Source organism: Algoriphagus confluentis (genome assembly GCF_036245625.1).
In the GTDB taxonomy this organism is placed as follows: domain Bacteria; phylum Bacteroidota; class Bacteroidia; order Cytophagales; family Cyclobacteriaceae; genus Algoriphagus; species Algoriphagus confluentis.
In genome coordinates this window covers 54,487-71,545 of the sequence record NZ_BTPD01000017.1, presented here as the reverse complement: position 1 = coordinate 71,545, position 17,059 = coordinate 54,487, and the positions used below count along the sequence as shown (strand labels likewise).

Genomic DNA, 17,059 nt, shown 5'->3' with positions numbered 1-17,059 from the left:
CTTAAAGCTTAAGTAGTTCAGTTAAAATTTCAAAAGCCTCTTTTGTATCGGGACCGGGCGCATCTTCATGAATCAGCATTCCATTTTTATCGAAAATCATATATCTTGGAATAGCATTTATATTGTAATTAGAGATGAACTCTGAACTTTTGGAGTTTTTGATAAAAAAGTTGTTTTCAATAATCTGATTTCTCTGGGTACTATTTCTCCATAAATCTTCCCTATCATTCAATGCCAAATAGACAAAGACAATCTCTTTGCCTGCTAATTTTTCTTTCAGCTCTTTGGAATACGGCATTGCTCGCAAACATGGGGCGCACCAACTAGCCCAAAAATCCACATAAATTATTTTCCCTTTCCATTTTTTCTTTATCTCTTCCCATTTAGAATCATTAGATTGATAATCGATCAGTGCAAGATCCGTTGATGTCTGAATTCCATATTCCATCTCACTTAGAATATTTTCTAAAGGAGAGAAATCTCCATACTCTTCCTTGTATTTATCTAAAAATTCAAATACAGTTTCTTTTCTGTATTTTTTAATAATCATCGAAGAAACTAATCTAAACTTAAAGTATCTAGCAATTTCCTTAGGATATTCAGGAAATCCTCTGTCATATGCTTCAGTCAAGGTGATATCTTTATTAAAATGAAATTTATCCATGTAATAAATTCCATATATGCTAGACAAATATCTGTTTCTGAAGTTCTCAGGAATTAGATATTTTGAATAGAATTTCTCAGTTTCTTCCTTATTATTTACGATGTTTAACACATTGTTTATACGTTGAACTTGATCTTTCTTGATTAATTGAGAATATAAATTGTTTAGAGAATTCTCATATTTATTTAGGGAATCAACTACAGCCGAATAATTTTCATCAATCAGTTTAAGATATTCTGGAAGTTTAAAACTCCATTCATCTTTGTTTTTTACATTAGGAAGAAAAAATTTCAAACTTCCTGTTATTTCTTCTTTTAAAAAGAAGCTTTCAATGGAGTCTAAATACAAGAATTTTTTGGACTTGGGTATAATCTGAGTGAGATCCCATTTTAATGGGATAAACTTACCATTTTCAATTCGATTTACATTGATTTTACTATTTATATACTGTACGTCTAAAGTGTCTCCAGTTTTGACTAGAAATGATTGTGGGTAATATTCATCTGTCGGAGTTACGTCAATCAATTGGACACTCTCATTTAATTGGAAAAATAATGTGTCTGGGCTATAAATAGTGTCGGAATACACCTCTCCTTTTAAAAGTTCTTCAAATGTGAGCTCCTTACTAATAATATATGGAGGTATTTTATCTGAACTATTAATAATCATAATCATATTGGGATTTTGATTATTAAATTTTACGGTATTTTGAAAAGACTTATCTTCGGGTTCAGTACAAGCCACTAATAGAAGAAAAAGGAAGGTTATTCTAAATTTCATAAGAGTAATTTATTTTTCATCAAGGGCAAGGTTTGGTTTCGCTTTAACATCCAAAGCGAAACCAAATGAATTTAATTTAACAACTTGCGCAGCAATAACCTGATGCATAGGTCCCATTACTATAATGCGTACCCATGAACCACGCCCCTCTCGCAGCTTCCAAAGATTGGTCACAACTTTTTCCAAGATATGCACCACTACTAGAACTTCGTAAATGAATACAACAAGGTCCGCCTGATCCATATCCCCCAGTAATCTTCTTCATCTGACTTCTTTCCAAAATTTCATTGGTGCTGAGTCGGAGCATTTCTAGACTTAACTTTTTCATAACAATAATGATTAATTTGTATAGAATAAAATCCTCGGGCATTAAGGTCAGCCAAGGCATCTGACCATTCATCGCTATTGAATTTTTTTATTCTTGGATTTGTTTACTTTATTTATTTGTTTTATTGATCTATTTTCCAATAAATGGAAGAATAAATATTTCTTTTCCTTTTATGTTTTTATTCTAACCAAATCCTAATAAACATAAGTTCGTCTTTGATGTTTTTATAAACATAAAGTTTATTTTCTTTAAGAAAAACTCGATAAGGTCTAGTGGTTATTTCGGGTAGTTTCATTTCTTTAACGATCATAAAATTACTATCCATTTCAAAAATATAATTGTTATAACTTGGGTTTTCAAAATCAGTATTTTCAGCTTTTAATTTGAATCCCCATCGATAATATTTGTTTTTTTGCTCATCCCAAATAGGTGGTAAGAAATTCATTTTCTTTTCTAATTCAAGAAAAAATTCATCTAATCTTTTATCCTCCTCCACTTCAAGCACCTTTTCGATTGGCTGTATTCTATTGTACAATTTCGATTCTGGAATATAATGCGAAATAGTTAATGCATCAATATTCAATTTAACAATATCGGGATAAGTCCTATGTGATATTAATATGTCCTTTATCGTTGTAGATAATGCCAAATTTGGCGAATGAAATATCGATGAATTTTCAAAGTTGCTTATTATTGATGCATTTTTTATCATTTCAATGCCAGGGATGTCAACTATGTTAATGGAGTCAGTTTCTTCTGAATATATCATCAGTTGATTTATATATGATTGATGTCTTGCAATAATGGCAAAAATTTGATGACTACGATAAGCAAAGCCATTAACGAGGAAGGTGTCTTTGAGTTTTTCGTTGAAGAAGAAATGGTAATCAAGTTTGACCTTCTTTAAAAAGTCTCCTTTATTATTCCAAAAGGAGTACGTATTTGTTCCTGATATTATAAATAGACTATCATTCAAGGAATTAAGGCTCAAAACAAAATCGTCGATACCTTTTGGACCTTCTTTTTCAAGAATAATTTCCTGGTCAATTCTTTCCTCTTTCAAATTGATCCTTTGAATTGATGACTTATCTGGGTCAAAGTTGTATAAAAAGTTTCCATCTTTTGTTAAAGTAGATAGAAGGAGATTATCTCGAAGAAATACAGATATAGTATCTGTTTTTATTAGGATAGAATCGATTTTTAACTTTGTCTCGTAATTTTTGATCTGTTCGGTAGTAGTCCCACAGCTCAATTGAATTATTAATAAAATAAGTAATTTTAATTTTTTAATTGAATCCATAATCAAATTTTTGTTTTAGGAAGGGAAATGAATATTTCCCTTCCAATTACTTACTATTCAATAAAGTTTATTTGATTGAAATATGTCAATTATTTCGATTGTAAAAATTAATTAGTAGACTTTTAAACAAAATAGTACCTACTACAGAAGCCTCCTCCAGATCCGCAATGCCCAGAAATACTCCCATTTGCAGCATTTTGGGAACTATACCAAGCCTTCCATTCGCCAGGTATGTCTTTACATCTACACGAATAGTTTCCCGCTGTATACCCCCCTGTAATCTTCTTCATCTGACTTCTTTCCAAAATCTCATTGGTGCTGAGTCTGAGCATTTCTAAACTTAACTTTTTCATGATAATAATGATTAAATTTTATTGAATAAAATCCTCGGGCATTAAGGTCAGCCGAAGCATCTGACCATTCATCGCGATTGAATATTTTTCTGCATTTGCAGCTTCTGTTTATCAGTTTAAGACATATTTCAAATCCTCCACCGCATAGGTGGAAGGCAATTCATAGCCATTGATGAATATCGTGGGTGTATGGCTAATCTTTTCCTTTTCAGACCAGTCCAGCATGGATTTAATGTTGGATTCCTGACTTGCCAGTTCTCCATTCAGTGGATAGTTTGCAGCAAAGGCTTCATAATCTTTCTTTTCCTGACTATACCAGTCATCCAAAGCTTGGCGGGTCTGTTCTAAATTACCTTGAGAAGCAATACCCAAGAGGTGCCGGATTGTCTTGAGTCTGACCTCATCTCCCCCTCCGGGAACAAACACAATCTGCAAATCAATATTCCCGGCTTCATAGAGCTGCTCTAAGAGCGGATGCGTACGTGCACAGGGACCACAGTAAGGGTTACAGACTTTTAAGACATGGTATTTAGGATTAGCTCCTTTTAGAAAAATCCCCAACCCTTCAGGATTGGAAGTAATCTGTCTTGATGTGCTCAGAAAATAGTCGAAAAGCTCCCTATTGGACAGAACCTTGGTCAACTTGCTTTTGGTAGCATATAGCTCTTTTTGAGCCATCAAATATGGCTTTAAGCTGATCCAGGCCAAGACAGAAGCCAAGAAAACGAATGAAAACAGTCCCAATTCTCTAAATGCAGGCCATCCTAAGTCAGGCAATAGAAATTGACTGACTGCCATTTCCACTACTAAAATCTCGGAAATCCAGAGGCATAGGCGGCACCATTTTTTCAGTTTGACTCCCTGATAGTACAGGGAAAATGGGATAATCGCCAAACTGGAATAACTGAGCAAACCCATTAGGCCAAGAGCGGATGCGGAAAATGAGCTAACCAAGAGTAGGGTAGTGCTCGCAAAAAAATAGGCAAAGGCCAGATTCCCCAAACTAATCAACCCCGCAAAAGAAAAGGAGTCAATGACTGAATTGCAATCTGTTTGATCTCCACCTCCGCAAAATTGGGTAATCGCCGCATTTTTCTTGTCCACCTCTGACCAGAGCAAAATAGTTGAAATGCTCAAGCCAGCAATTTTTAAAATCAATAGAGCAATCACCCCAAAAGAATAAGAAGAATTATAATCCAACCCAATCAAAACTCCAATGATCCAAGCCGAACTAACTGCACCAAGCAGAAAAAGTAAGGACTGAAAAATCAATTGCTCCTTCCTTCGCAGGGAATATCCAGGCTCTCCGGAATGTTCTCCTTTTTCCACCACTAAGGTTACCCCAGTCCATAGGGCTACAAAATCTTTTCTGTGCTGCTTGATCAGCTTTCCTTTTTCGTCCAAGTATTCCACCCAATCCTCTGCGACCTGAGACAGGCAAGTGAAATAGGGAAAAGGATTTTGGCTAATCTGAACCACACAAGGCAAGGGCAGTTGATCTAATTTTTCTTCCCCTAGTTGAAGAGCAAGGCTTTCTATTTGGTATTCGGCTAAAGTATCAGAAATCGCCAACAAAGACTCCGGTTCGGGATGGGTATTTAATTTCTCTTTCAAAAATCGATGGGTAAACGGAATTCCCAATTCACCCAACATGTTCTTGCAAACCATCAAACAATTCTCCATACCTAAGAAATAAAAACAGGACTTCTGTTTTGAAAACTAAAATGAATGGATAAATTTGGAAACAACGATCCGTAAATGCTATACCGTATTTACTAATCTTCAGTAAATTTTTACTAAGCCGATTAACCTTTTAACTCATGGACCTAGGCCATCATCTCAAGAGAGCGAGAGAATCCAAACGGATCAGTCAGCAGCAAGTAGCCGATCAGCTGGGTATTTCGCAGAAAACCCTGTCCAATATCGAAAGTGGGAAAGCCCAGCCCTCAGTGGTGCAGCTTGCAGAAATGGGAAAAATATACGGCATGGATATGGTCAGCCTTCTTTCCGAAAACGGAATCCATTTGTCTCCCCCCCCCCCCTCAAAAAATCCTGATGAGGTCGAAAAAGAGCTAAAATACCTGAGGGAAATGATTGGGAAGATGGGCAAAAAGTGATTACAAAGACCTGGCAGGTCTTTTTTTAAGCAAAGGCCTTGCTTCAAGCCTATTTTTTAATCCGAACTATTGGGAGAACCCTGTCATAAAGTGGGGATCTTTGGCCCTGTTGTGTCTCATCTGACAAATCCCTCAAAAGTACCACGGCTTACTACATCCGTCTGATGATTGGGATAGGTCTCTAAAAAAGAAGCAGGAAATCTGACCTTTTTATCCTGCCATTTTAATTCAAAAGCATGAAGAGTTCCTTCAGCTTCCTCCAGATAATCGATCTCAGCCTGATCGTGGGTTCTCCAAAAGTAGCTGTTGACAAATCTCCCGGCATATGAGTTAGCTTTCAGTCGCTCTGAAATCAGGAAGTTCTCCCATAGCGCCCCCTTGTCAAATCTCATCTCAGGAATGGTAAAATTATTGATCAATACATTCCTGATGCCGTTGTCATAGAAGTAATACTTTTTCCCTTTTTTGATTTCATTTCTCAAGTTCCGACTGAATGCCGGAAGTTTAAAAATGACAAATGCCTTTTCCAGTAAATCGAGATACTTTTCCACCGTAGCTGAATCGATATTTCCTACGGTTTGTGCCAATTCATGATAGCTAACTTCACTTCCCACCTGGAAAGCCAATGCTTTCAAAAGTTTGTCCAAATGGCTGGATTTACGAATTCCATCCATTCGCAACACATCTTTATAGAGATAGCTTTGGGCTATTTCGATCAATAGTTCTTTTTCCTTCCCCGGGTTGTTGACCACATCAGGATAAAATCCAAACGTAAGACGAGTATCCAGTAAGCGTTTGGCTTCCAGTGGAGAAGTGTGATTTTCTGTTTCTAAATAACTTATTGGAAAAAGATGGAAAGTTCTCTTTCTGCCAGTTAGCGGCTCTGAAGTTTGATCTAGAAGTTCAAAGGCCGAAGATCCGGTGACAATCAACTGAATGTCAGGTCGATTATCATATATTAGCTTTAGTTTTTTCCCGATATCGGGAATTTGCTGGGCTTCATCAATTATTACCAATCTTGAATCTGTGCCGATCAGGTGGATTAATTGGGTGCTCGTAACCGCAGAAGTAAAAGCTTCCAAAATATCAGCTTCATCTGCATTGAACCAGATAAAAGGTGAATTGATCACTTTTACCAATTCCTTCAAGAGGGTGGTTTTGCCGACCTGCCGAGCTCCCAAAAGGATGATTACCTTACCTTTGAAACAGCTTTGGATTAGCTTTTCTGATAGTTTGCGTTTGATCATTACTTTCCATTTGAAATCCAAAATGCTAAAAATTTCGATTATAATCGAAGAATTAGGCCTAATTTTTAGAATAGAATCCAAATATTCGGCTTTTAGGGGGATTTCAACAGCTTAAATCAGAAAAGGCTAGTTTTTAGGACTGTCATTTGATCCTATCAAGTAAAAACTAGGAGAGGTCGAAAAAGAAGCCAATCAACTGAAACAAATAATTAGGGGAATCATAAAAATAGGGTAGATCGGACCTGCTGTGTATTTTTCCTAAAACAACCTAAACCCCATGATCTTCTCCAAAAATTTGCCTGTACTGGAGTGTGAAAAATTTAAAATAATCGCAATCCCAATTATTGCTCTTCTGCGATTAACCTTACAAAATTCCTCTGTTAAAACTCATTTGATCAGGAATTGCAGAAAGTCAGGGTAAAATTAATCAATTAATGTAATAAAGTAAGGGTAGAATTGGTTGCCTCTTGTAATAAAGTAAAGGTAGTGTTGTTTTGAAAAGGCGCAAATGAGGCTATGCCCCGTCAAGTTTGCTTAGCCACCTGATCGTATCTCAATTCTCGGGAGGAAAAAAGCCACCACTTTTTAATGAGCTAAAAAATTCTAAAAAAATGAAAAAAAATTCTTTTAAGAATTTAATTAAAACCCCAAACAAAATCTTGATTAACGACTAATTTTTCAGGGGGGGGGCGGAATATTATTCTGTAAAATTAAGTTTTATAGATTTTTAGGAACTCTCCAAAAATATTTGGGTAAGAATAATTTTTTGGAATTTAAATTTTCCTTTTAGTTATTCACCTTATCAAGACTTAAATTTTACGGGATCGGATTTTTATGAGGATTTTTGGATTGATCGCTCTTTATGCGGTCGCATTGTTTTTGACGGGATGGCTGCTGCTGGATGTGGAGTCTATGCTGGTCAGCGAACTTACTGCCAACAAGGAACTGGACATTCCAGAAAATGTCCTGCTAGATGCCTTGGAGGATATGCGATATTGGAATCGCTTCAGTGTCATTTTCACCTTTTTGATTTTGGTAATCAAGTGCTTCCTAATGGCCTTGGTCCTCTATGGAGGGTTGTTTTTCGCCAATCTACACCAAGGCATCCGATTGGGAAGTCTTTTTCGGGTGACGGCCTTTGCCGAAGTGGCCTTGGTTTTAGCTGGAGTGGTCAAAGTCTGGGTGGGGGCAATGTCAGAATTCACCTATTCCGAATTTGCCATCTTCTATCCCCTATCCCTACTTTCTGTCTTGGGACCTGAATCGGTAGATCCCTTGCTCTACTATCCACTGCAGATCGCCAATCTTTTGAAATGCTGTATTGTGTTCTGATAGTGATTTTTCTGCGTCAGGAACTTTCCTTTTCAATCTCACAGTCCATCAAAGTAGGCCTGGGGTCCTATGCCGTCTCGCTCCTTTTCTGGATGGTCTTGATTCTTTTTCTCACACTCAATTTTACCTGATATGAAGAAAGTCATTCTTTTCGTTTTGATTCTGGGCCTTTTAGCTTCGGTAGTTTGGCTAATTTTTTCGGTGGAGCAAAAGAAGGAAGCCACCGCTGAGGCAGAAGTCCGGGCGGAGTCTATTCCTGGAATCCGTTTGAACTCACTCTCAGGGGACACTTTTTCCCTGCCTCAACTGAGCTCAGGCATCGCCACGGTGTTGATTTATTTCAACTCCACCTGTGAAATCTGTCAAATGGAATTAAAATCCATCGGTAAGCGCATTTCGGAGTTCGATGATGCCCAAATCTTCCTAGTCAGCTCGCAGGAAAAGACAGAACTCGAGGAATTTTACAACTCTCACGCTTTAAAGAATTCCCCGAATGTCTATTGGTTAATGGACGATCAGATGGAGGTTGCAGCGCACTACGGGGTTCGCTCGGTGCCGGCTTTATTTTCCTACGATAAAGAAGGAAAGCTGCAGGGTAAGTTCCAAGGACCAGTCAAGGTAGATCTGATTCTGGAAAAATTGGGAATTTCTAAAGACCTGAAGCCATGATCCTGTCGGAACGAAAACTGCGAAAATTCCACGTCGCCCAACTCGGAGAATATGCTTGCGGGCTGGCATGTCTCAGTACCCTAAGCAAGTTTCATGGTGGAGAGGTGTCACAGGAAAAACTGCGAGACATCAGCGGAACCACCACATCCGGTACGACCCTGCTTGGTCTGATCCAAGCAGCAAAGGAAATCGGGATGGAAGCCAAAGGATTTGAGGCGGAACTTTCTCATTTGAAAGAGCAGGAATCCCCGGTAATCCTACATGTAGTCATGGACAAAGTCCGTGAGCACTACGTGGTATACTTTGGCCATCAGGAGGGTAATTTTTGGGTAAGTGATCCGGGTTCAGGAATCAGAGCATGGGATGAGGCAACCCTCCTTGAAGCATGGAAGTCCAAAATTCTGCTGCAGGTCAAGCCTTCGGAAAGCTTTCAAACTCAATCCAAGCAGACCCAATCCAAATGGGATTGGTTCAAATCCCTCATCTCCGAGGATATACCCGTCCTGATGGTAGCCGCGGTCTTGGGTACGCTGATGGCAGTGACTGGACTTTCTACGGCTATCTTTTCCCAGCGGCTGATCGATGACTTCCTTCCCAATCAAAACTATCAAAAAGCCATTTGGGGAGTTATGGCTTTGGGGGTTCTGCTTCTCTTCCGATCCGTGCTGGGTTACTTTCAAGGAGTATTTATAGCTAGACAGGGCAGGGACCTCAATCTTCGGATTGTTTCATCTTTTATTCATAAGATCCTGCGCCTTCCCATGAAGTACTTCAAAGGTTTCAGCACGGGAGACCTGATTGCCCGAATGAACGATTCCCTGCGGATCAAAAACACGGTGGCCATGATCACCGGAACCGTCATCATAAACCTGCTCGTGGTGCTGGTCTCCTTGTCCTTTGTCTTCTACCAATCCCTCTGGATCGGCTACCTCTGCTTGGCTGGAATTTTGGCATTTTTGCTTACCGGATGGCGCTACCATAGGCCTATTTTAGAAAAGCAAAAAGAGGTCATGGCCGCACATGCCCTCAACGAAACCCAATACATCGACGGGCTGACGGGAATCCCTGTCCTACGGTCCTTTGGGAAAGAGGCGGAATTTGGAAATCGGATCGATCAGGTCTATACCTATTATCAGGACAAAGGCTATGGGCTTGCGATCTTGGGAAATAATTTCTCCTTTTTCACCCAAGTGATTGTGGCAGTTTTTACGGGATTATTGTTTGGGATTGGGGTATATCTGGTTTTTGAGGAGAATTTGCTTCTCGGAGAATTGATGTCTCTGATTCAGGTGGGGAGTTCGATTATTCCTGCGGTGGCAGGGTTGGTGGTTGCCAATATCCAACTGCAAGAAGCGAAAGTAGCCTTTGACCGAATGCATGAAGTGGCGGGTTTGCCTGTGGAAGAGGGTAATGAAAAAGCAAAATCAACACTTACACCAACTCCTACTTTATTAACAGTACAAAATCTCTCCTTCCGCTATCCCGGCAGAAGCCAGATATTGAAAGGGGTAAGTTTTGAGCTGCAACCGCGAGAAAGTCTGGGACTTTTTGCTCCTGTGGGAACAGGCAAAAGCACGCTAGTGGATCTGATCCAGAAATTCTACCAGCCTGAATCGGGAGAGATTCTCTTACCCTTTCTGAACAAGGAAAATATCTCCCTTACCGAATGGCGTTCACAGCTGGCCATCGTCCATCAGAAAGAAAAGATCTTCAATTCTACCGTTCTTGACAATATCGTCCTCAGCAGCGATCCCAAGGAAATAGAAGCGAAGGTCCAAGTCATGCAGACTTTTGGTTGCCTTCCACTCTTTCAGGACCTGAGTCAAGGCTTGCTTACCCTCTGCGGAGAGGAAGGCAGAAATCTCTCCGGGGGGCAGCGACAGCTTGTTGGCTTGGTTAGGGCCTTGGTGAAGCAACCCAAGATTCTGATCCTCGATGAAGCCACCGCCGCCATGGACTACCGCATGGAGCGGGCAGTGATGGATCTAGTCAGGGATTACCTGCATCAAACCGGCGCCGGACTACTACTGATCACCCATCAGCCTACCTTGGCGATTACTTTAAACCGTATCTTGATCCTGGAGCAGGGAAAGATCAGTACTTCCAGTACTCCTCAGCAATTGCAAGAAAATGAGAACCCATTCTCAGCGGCCTACCGATACATCCTTCAACCTAAAACCAATCCATCATGGCAGGACTGAAGTACTACGAGCGCACCAAGCTCCTGATCGAGCTGATTGAAAAGAGGAAGACTGGGAGTCCTGAGGATTTGGCCAAAAAACTACAGGTGCATAAACGAACCGTGTATCGGATCCTAGATGATCTTCGTCTTTCCGAGTCAATTGAGATAGTTTTCTGTAAAGAATCGAAAAGCTACATTTTTTCTGAAAAAAAATAATTGGGTGACAAGAAATGTCACCGAGTCGAATTTATGTTTGGGTATTCTAAATCAAACTTTCAACACTAAAACAAAAACGATGAAATTGAAAACGAATTTTGCGGCAAAACTGGGTTTCGCCGCCTTGGTGGGATCTTTATTAGGTCTTTATCCAATGACGTCTCAAGGGGACGTATCTCTGGAGTCTGAGATAAGATTCATTTCTTGGTGTCAACACAATGTTGATGGAAATTCCGGAATTTCAAACACTTGCGTCATAAACCAGTGTAAAAGTTTAACCGGCCAAGGTAGCAACGTTGGACCATGCGGCGATGCTGCTAGCTTGGATTGATTCCACTTTCACTTTGTGGTTGGAGCTTATTTCGGAAGTTGGAATAAGCTCCATGCTAGTTCCAAAAATTGACTTACCTCTAATTCTTAAACATCAGCACAATGCGTTTACGATTACAGTTAGTTTTTATTTGCGTGGGATTTGTGTGTTTTTCGAAAATTGGACCTGTTGTAAGCCAGCAGGTAACAAAGGTAACCAAGACCGACTTCCCGCAACAGTTGAGATTGAAAGGTGAGGCCATTCTTGACGATGACTTTAACCACCATCACATGATCTACGTGAATGACACTATACTATTGACGACCGCCAACAGTGGCAAGTACCATTATCATGTTTTTCACAAAACCAAATTGAATTATTTAGGTTCGATTGGAGTACGGGGAGAAGGTCCTGGAGAATGGGAAATCCCATCTACTACAGCTGGTCAATTTGAAAAGGGTAGGGATGGAATTAAGGTATGGCACTTTGACTATTTAAGAGGGAATTTTGAGTTAATCAATATCACAAAGACGATCAATTCAAAATCTCCGACCCCTATTGTAGACCGAAGATTAAGGATTGACGCGAGATCATTTCCATTTTATCAATTGTTTATGGGATCAAACCAGAGAATTTACACAAATGCTTGGATATATGAGCAGAATAGGGGGAGGATTAAGTATATAGATTTAAAAACGAACAAAATTCAAAAGTCTGATTTGTTCCCAAAAATAGCTGACATCGAACATTTACCTACCGAAGTTATTAACAGTTTATATGGTGCGCCATTTGACAAACATCCTAATAAGGATGTTTTTGTTCAAGCAATGTTCATGTTCAATCGTATTGATTTTTTTGACGCCAATCTGAATTTAACGAATTCGATTGTTGATGGCGATAACTGGAAAGACAATTTTTATAATGGGAGAGATATCAAGGTTAATGAAAATTTTTTGCGGCCAAGAATTAATGGATATGATGGACTTAGCGTCGGTGAGAAATTTGTTTTCGTTTTAGAAGCGAAGAAAAATGTGGGAACTGATCAGTTCAAAGAAAACCAGAGTTTTATCAGAGTGTTTACTTTAGACGGTAAACCGTTATCATATATTGAAATTCTTCATGATTTATCTTCAATTGATTATGATGAGTCATCAGGTGTGCTTTACGCTACAGATTATAGCCACGAGCTTGTTTTAAGATTTGATCTTGCTAGGCAATCAGCAGAGTGGAAACTATGAAACAAATATTTTACTTTTTACTTACCATGTGTGTTTTCATGAGCATTGTTTGGATCGCAAGAGATTTTGGAAAATTAATTTTTCAGCCAAGGATCGAATTTGAAGTAAAAAGAGCCGATCTAGATACTTTGAAAATACAGGATGAGGCATACTTTTACTTTGTCTATAAAAACAAAGGTTTTGGGGGATTGCAAATTTATGAGGTCACCACTTCCTGCGGTTGTACAGTACCAGATTGGAATTCCGATTTTCTCGGTATTTTCGAGAAGGACAGCTTCAGAGTGGACTATAACATCGAGAACAAAGGATATTTTATTAAGGAAATAATAGTTTATTCAAATAGTTCAACTAGCCCGGACAAATTGGAGTTCGTTGGTTATGTTCCATTTGAGTAGAATGTTGATTTTTTATTGACTCTACTAGGAGTAGATTTTACTATCGTTCCTTGAAATTCAAATAGCCGCTGGGTGAAATTTGCAATTCCATCCTCATTTCTTTACATTCCGAATACCCATCGGGATGCAAAGGGCTTTATTTCGACGATTCTTGAATCTCAAGCAAATTATAAATGGCCTAAAGAACGCTTAAAAACATGATTGCAGATCAGCAGCTTAGAGAGGAGTCACCGCTAGGTAAATTTCGGTAGGCAGCTCTTTTTCATGGATATCAACTCATAAACCAATCTAAATATTCCCGAAGCTTGGTTCCTAAGTAATACGGGAGGTTCAGTAGTCTATAAGGTTTGCCTGTTGGGGTTTGGGTTTCTTCTATTCGCAATTCCCCTCCGTATATCCGAACTGCAAAACCATGATCAGAGGCATCGATGAATTGATGCAATGACCTTAATGAGCCTGTTGCCCCCGATTTCACTTCAATCGGTAAAGCCATCCCTCCATGAGTGATCAGCAAATCTACTTCTGCGCTCGATTGTCTTTTTTCACGGACCCAGAAATTAGGTTTTTGATCAGTTAAATTGCCAACAGAAATTATTTCTTGGGTGATCAAATGAGGAATCAAGGCCCCTTTAAAGGCTTGGCTTAAATCTTCCATTCGCAGCATTTGTCCCTGAATGCCCAATGAATAGTTAACTAATCCGGTATCTAAAAATTGGATTCGAGGAGATTTTTTCAAGTCAGGCTGAATGGGGGGTGCAAGATAGGTGGTAGGGTAGATCAATCGTAGGATCTTTGCATCCTCCAATAGTCGGAACGATTCTCCAACCTCTCTCGAGCGGTAATTGGAATTTCCGAATCCTTGGAATTTGACACGCTTATCCAATTCCAATGGAGCAGAATTCATCAGGTGACGGATGATTTTTTGCTCAGTTGGGTTGGTGCTATATTTCTCTATATCGGACTTGTAAGTACTCCATAGACTTTCGTAGATAGGCGATAGTTCTGTGAGACTGTTTTTTTCCAAGTCTGTTTTTATTACCTCAGGCATGCCACCTACTATCGCATAGCGATGAAAGAGTTCTAGCATGATTTTGTGCGCATAGGGTTTGACTGGCACCTGATGGAGTTCCGCTAGTGCTGCTTCCTTCCCTTTGGCTTCTAAATATTCCGAAAAGTTCATGGGATGTAGGTATAAGAACTCGACCCTTCCAACCGGAAAATTAGCTACTGACTTCATGGCAAACTCCAATAAGGACCCAGCAGCGATGACTGGCAATTCGGGCAACTCTTCATAAAAATATCTAAGTAACTGGATTGCTTTTGGAGATTCCTGGATTTCATCCAGAAAAAGCAAAGTCTCAGATAGATAGCTAGTTGATAGGTTTTTGCTCAAAAAAAGTGCTTCGACGATCGTTTTTACGTCATCAAGATCTTCGAAGAAACTCCGATCACTTTTTTTTTCTAGATTAAGGATGATGGATTTGGTAAAAGTCTGAGCAAACTGCCTGACCAAGGTAGTTTTTCCCACCTGCCGGGCCCCTCTGAGGATCAGTGGCTTTCGAGCCGAATTGGATTTCCAAGTGGCTAGCAAAGAAAATAGCTGTCTGTTGAAACTCATTTGATCAGGAATTGCAGAAAGTCAAGGTAAAAATAATCAAATGATGTAATAAAGTAAGGGTAAAATTGGTTGCATTTTGTAATAAAGTAAAGGTAGTGTTGTTTTGAAAAGGCGCAAATGAGGCTATGCCTCGCAATGCTTGACAAAACCCTAGATCGAATCTTAATTCCAAAGCAGAGAAAGACTAGTACTTCCGGCAGCCCAGCTCAACTTCTAAAGGAAGAAAACATCTGCTAGGCATAGCAACTTTGACTAGAAGCAAAGTCAAAATTGAGAGCTACCGTCTTTTTTCAAAATAACCTAAACCCCTTAATCTGCTCCAAAAACATTCCCGCACTAGAGGGAGATAGAATTAAAATAAACGCAATCCTAAAAATTGCTCTGAATAAGTGGGCGCCTAGCTTCCTATCGATTCACCTTAGGTCCAATGACAGTTTAACTCACCAAAAAGTATAACTATTGGTGAATTGATTCACTAAAAAGAATTACTTTTAGTGAATGAGCGATAATAGGATCCAAAGAACACTTGAAGAAAAGCTTTCTGCAAAGCTATTTAAGGGGAAGACGATCGTACTGATCGGAGCAAGACAGGTAGGGAAGACTACCTTGGTCCGGGATATCCTTAAGGACCGAGAGTTTTTATTTTTGGACGGAGATGATCCACTGATTCGGCAGCAACTGACCACTCCCAATACAAAGCAAATCGAAACCCTGCTGGGAAGCTCCAAAATTGTTTTTATCGACGAAGCCCAACGAATCGAAAACATCGGAATCACAGCTAAAATTATTCATGATCAGTTCAAGCAAGTACAGTTGATTCTAAGTGGTTCTTCTGCTTTTGAACTCAGAAATACTACCCATGAACCACTTACCGGCAGGAAGTTTGAGTATTTTCTCTATCCCATTTCCTATGAGGAATATGAGCTTTCGGTCGGCTACTTGGATGGGATTCGCGATTTGGAAAATCGATTGATTTACGGCTTTTATCCAGACGTCATCAATCATCGGGGTGAGGAGCGAGCTATCCTTAACGAAATCACGCAGAGCTACCTCTTTAAGGATATTTTGGCTTTTGCCTCAGTCAAAAAGCCTGAGGTCTTGGAAAAAATCCTTCAAGCGCTCGCTTTCCAACTCGGTTCCGAGGTCAGCTACAATGAGTTAGCACAACTGACCGGAGTGGACAAAAATACGGTTGCGAGCTATATCCGGCTATTGGAGCTCGCCTGCATCATTTATCCACTCCATTCCTTTAGCCGCAATCTTCGAAATGAAATCAAGACCAACCGAAAAATCTATTTTTATGACAATGGCATTCGAAATGCCCTGATTCAAAACTTCAATCCCTTCGAGTTTCGAAATGATATCGGAGCGTTGTGGGAAAATTTTTTGATCACGGAGCGATTAAAGCGAAATCATTACCATCGGGCGTTTGCGAATACGTTTTTTTGGCGCACCAAGCAGCAGCAGGAAATCGATTATTTGGAGGAGGCAGATGGACGGATTTCGGCATTTGAATTTAAATGGAATCCTGCTGCGAAAGTCAAGAAGCCAGCTGTCTTTTTGGAAACCTATCCGGCTGATTTTAAGGTGATTTCCAAAGATAATTTTAGAGATTTTGTGGGGATGTTTTAGAAATCAGGAAGTATCAGAAAAAAGAGAATGGAATAATCTGTATTCTCTAAAACAACCTAAACCCTTTAATCTGCTCCAAAAACATCCCTGCACTAGAGGGAGAAAGAATCAGAATAAATGCAATTCCAAAAATCGCTCCGTATAGGTGCGCATCGTGGTTGATGCCGTCACTGTCCTGCTTGCCCTTGACATAAGAATAGATCAAAAACAAGCCCCCAAGGATAAAACCGGGAAGGCAGATAATTCCAAACAGGCAGATATCTGCTATTGGCATGATCACAATACTGGCAAATACCGTGGCTGCAGTACCTCCGGATGCTCCCAAAGCCCGATAGTAACTGTTGTCCAGATTTTTTAAATAGGTTGGGATATCCGAAATGATAATTCCCAAGAGGTAAAAGGCCACAAAAACGATTCCTCCCAAGCCCTGACCAAACTGGTACCTCAAAAATAGCTCCACCACACCTCCGAAGAAGTAGAAGGTAAACATGTTGAAGAGCAGGTGGATGTAGTCCTTGTGGATAAAACCCGAAAGGATAAACCGATCCCATTGGTTGCGGTGTTTGATCCGATAGGGGATAAACATCCATCGATCGAGCAGTTCAGGCCGGTTGAATCCCAAGATGCTGGTAATCGCCGTGATCCCAATGATCGCGGTGGTCAGAGTCAATTCCATGG

The 17,059-nt window shown here is 39.8% G+C and carries 15 protein-coding genes; 8 read left to right on the top strand and 7 right to left on the bottom strand.

Features of this window, described 5'->3' with window-relative positions; all coding sequences use genetic code 11:
- Position 1: 1 nt before the first annotated feature.
- From AAA943_RS19825 to AAA943_RS19810, 4 genes are all read right to left on the bottom strand, one after another.
- Positions 2 to 1,444 (bottom strand): TlpA family protein disulfide reductase, encoded by a 1,443-nt coding sequence (locus tag AAA943_RS19825; RefSeq protein WP_338226110.1) that lies wholly within the window; start codon positions 1,442 to 1,444, stop codon positions 2 to 4.
- A gap of 9 nt (positions 1,445 to 1,453) precedes the next feature.
- A complete protein-coding gene (locus AAA943_RS19820) occupies positions 1,454 to 1,687 on the bottom strand; it encodes a hypothetical protein (RefSeq protein ID WP_338226109.1) in 234 nt (77 codons plus the stop codon).
- Between the two features lie 263 nt (positions 1,688 to 1,950).
- A complete protein-coding gene (locus AAA943_RS19815) occupies positions 1,951 to 3,072 on the bottom strand; it encodes a DUF4221 family protein (RefSeq protein ID WP_338226108.1) in 1,122 nt (373 codons plus the stop codon).
- Between the two features lie 464 nt (positions 3,073 to 3,536).
- Positions 3,537 to 5,108 carry a cysteine peptidase family C39 domain-containing protein gene (locus AAA943_RS19810; protein ID WP_338226107.1) on the bottom strand — a complete coding sequence of 524 codons (1,572 nt, stop codon included), beginning with the start codon at positions 5,106 to 5,108 and terminating at the stop codon, positions 3,537 to 3,539.
- 137 nt (positions 5,109 to 5,245) lie between these two features.
- Here AAA943_RS19810 and AAA943_RS19805 point away from each other — a divergent pair, with 137 nt between their 5' ends.
- Positions 5,246 to 5,542, top strand: coding sequence for a helix-turn-helix domain-containing protein (locus AAA943_RS19805; RefSeq protein WP_338226106.1), 297 nt, complete (start codon positions 5,246 to 5,248; stop codon positions 5,540 to 5,542).
- A 116-nt stretch (positions 5,543 to 5,658) separates the two neighbouring features.
- Here AAA943_RS19805 and AAA943_RS19800 read toward each other — a convergent pair whose 3' ends face one another.
- Positions 5,659 to 6,789 (bottom strand): ATP-binding protein, encoded by a 1,131-nt coding sequence (locus AAA943_RS19800; RefSeq protein WP_338226105.1) that lies wholly within the window; start codon positions 6,787 to 6,789, stop codon positions 5,659 to 5,661.
- A gap of 834 nt (positions 6,790 to 7,623) precedes the next feature.
- Between AAA943_RS19800 and AAA943_RS19795 the strand changes: the two genes are divergently transcribed.
- The 6 genes from AAA943_RS19795 (at position 7,624) to AAA943_RS19770 (ending at position 13,131) form a co-directional block, all read left to right on the top strand.
- Complete coding sequence (locus tag AAA943_RS19795; protein WP_338226104.1) at positions 7,624 to 8,121, top strand: hypothetical protein; 498 nt, start codon at positions 7,624 to 7,626, stop codon at positions 8,119 to 8,121.
- 132 nt (positions 8,122 to 8,253) lie between these two features.
- Positions 8,254 to 8,790 carry a peroxiredoxin family protein gene (locus AAA943_RS19790; RefSeq protein ID WP_338226103.1) on the top strand — a complete coding sequence of 179 codons (537 nt, stop codon included), beginning with the start codon at positions 8,254 to 8,256 and terminating at the stop codon, positions 8,788 to 8,790.
- Complete coding sequence (locus AAA943_RS19785) at positions 8,787 to 10,991, top strand: peptidase domain-containing ABC transporter (RefSeq protein WP_338226102.1); 2,205 nt, start codon at positions 8,787 to 8,789, stop codon at positions 10,989 to 10,991. The genes AAA943_RS19790 and AAA943_RS19785 overlap by 4 nt, the downstream gene beginning before the upstream one ends.
- Positions 10,979 to 11,188 carry an HTH domain-containing protein gene (locus tag AAA943_RS19780; protein WP_338226101.1) on the top strand — a complete coding sequence of 70 codons (210 nt, stop codon included), beginning with the start codon at positions 10,979 to 10,981 and terminating at the stop codon, positions 11,186 to 11,188. Before AAA943_RS19785 ends, AAA943_RS19780 begins: the two co-directional genes overlap by 13 nt.
- Positions 11,189 to 11,620: 432 nt before the next feature.
- A complete protein-coding gene (locus AAA943_RS19775; protein WP_338226100.1) occupies positions 11,621 to 12,736 on the top strand; it encodes a BF3164 family lipoprotein in 1,116 nt (371 codons plus the stop codon).
- The gene (locus AAA943_RS19770) at positions 12,733 to 13,131 is read left to right on the top strand and encodes a DUF1573 domain-containing protein (protein ID WP_338226099.1); all 399 of its coding nucleotides are present in this window, start codon (positions 12,733 to 12,735) and stop codon (positions 13,129 to 13,131) included. The genes AAA943_RS19775 and AAA943_RS19770 overlap by 4 nt, the downstream gene beginning before the upstream one ends.
- A gap of 271 nt (positions 13,132 to 13,402) precedes the next feature.
- On the opposite strand, the gene AAA943_RS19765 is transcribed toward AAA943_RS19770, so the two are convergent.
- Complete coding sequence (locus AAA943_RS19765) at positions 13,403 to 14,749, bottom strand: ATP-binding protein (RefSeq protein WP_338226098.1); 1,347 nt, start codon at positions 14,747 to 14,749, stop codon at positions 13,403 to 13,405.
- Positions 14,750 to 15,247: 498 nt separating this feature from the next.
- On the opposite strand from AAA943_RS19765, the gene AAA943_RS19760 reads away from it, so the two are divergent.
- Positions 15,248 to 16,381, top strand: coding sequence for an ATP-binding protein (locus AAA943_RS19760; protein ID WP_338226097.1), 1,134 nt, complete (start codon positions 15,248 to 15,250; stop codon positions 16,379 to 16,381).
- Between the two features lie 46 nt (positions 16,382 to 16,427).
- Here the strand turns inward: AAA943_RS19760 and AAA943_RS19755 are convergent, their stop codons facing one another.
- Positions 16,428 to 17,057 carry a rhomboid family intramembrane serine protease gene (locus AAA943_RS19755; protein ID WP_338226096.1) on the bottom strand — a complete coding sequence of 210 codons (630 nt, stop codon included), beginning with the start codon at positions 17,055 to 17,057 and terminating at the stop codon, positions 16,428 to 16,430.
- Positions 17,058 to 17,059: the final 2 nt, after the last annotated feature.

Coding starts and splice junctions, on each gene's coding strand:
- AAA943_RS19780 (WP_338226101.1), top strand. CDS start 10,979: ATGGCAGGACTGAAGTACTACGAGCGCACCAAGCTCCTGATCGAGCTG.
- AAA943_RS19810 (WP_338226107.1), bottom strand. CDS start 5,108: ATGGAGAATTGTTTGATGGTTTGCAAGAACATGTTGGGTGAATTGGGA.
- AAA943_RS19760 (WP_338226097.1), top strand. CDS start 15,248: ATGAGCGATAATAGGATCCAAAGAACACTTGAAGAAAAGCTTTCTGCA.
- AAA943_RS19775 (WP_338226100.1), top strand. CDS start 11,621: ATGCGTTTACGATTACAGTTAGTTTTTATTTGCGTGGGATTTGTGTGT.
- AAA943_RS19825 (WP_338226110.1), bottom strand. CDS start 1,444: ATGAAATTTAGAATAACCTTCCTTTTTCTTCTATTAGTGGCTTGTACT.
- AAA943_RS19805 (WP_338226106.1), top strand. CDS start 5,246: ATGGACCTAGGCCATCATCTCAAGAGAGCGAGAGAATCCAAACGGATC.
- AAA943_RS19770 (WP_338226099.1), top strand. CDS start 12,733: ATGAAACAAATATTTTACTTTTTACTTACCATGTGTGTTTTCATGAGC.
- AAA943_RS19795 (WP_338226104.1), top strand. CDS start 7,624: ATGAGGATTTTTGGATTGATCGCTCTTTATGCGGTCGCATTGTTTTTG.
- AAA943_RS19820 (WP_338226109.1), bottom strand. CDS start 1,687: ATGGATCAGGCGGACCTTGTTGTATTCATTTACGAAGTTCTAGTAGTG.
- AAA943_RS19815 (WP_338226108.1), bottom strand. CDS start 3,072: ATGGATTCAATTAAAAAATTAAAATTACTTATTTTATTAATAATTCAA.
- AAA943_RS19755 (WP_338226096.1), bottom strand. CDS start 17,057: ATGGAATTGACTCTGACCACCGCGATCATTGGGATCACGGCGATTACC.
- AAA943_RS19765 (WP_338226098.1), bottom strand. CDS start 14,749: ATGAGTTTCAACAGACAGCTATTTTCTTTGCTAGCCACTTGGAAATCC.
- AAA943_RS19785 (WP_338226102.1), top strand. CDS start 8,787: ATGATCCTGTCGGAACGAAAACTGCGAAAATTCCACGTCGCCCAACTC.
- AAA943_RS19790 (WP_338226103.1), top strand. CDS start 8,254: ATGAAGAAAGTCATTCTTTTCGTTTTGATTCTGGGCCTTTTAGCTTCG.
- AAA943_RS19800 (WP_338226105.1), bottom strand. CDS start 6,789: ATGATCAAACGCAAACTATCAGAAAAGCTAATCCAAAGCTGTTTCAAA.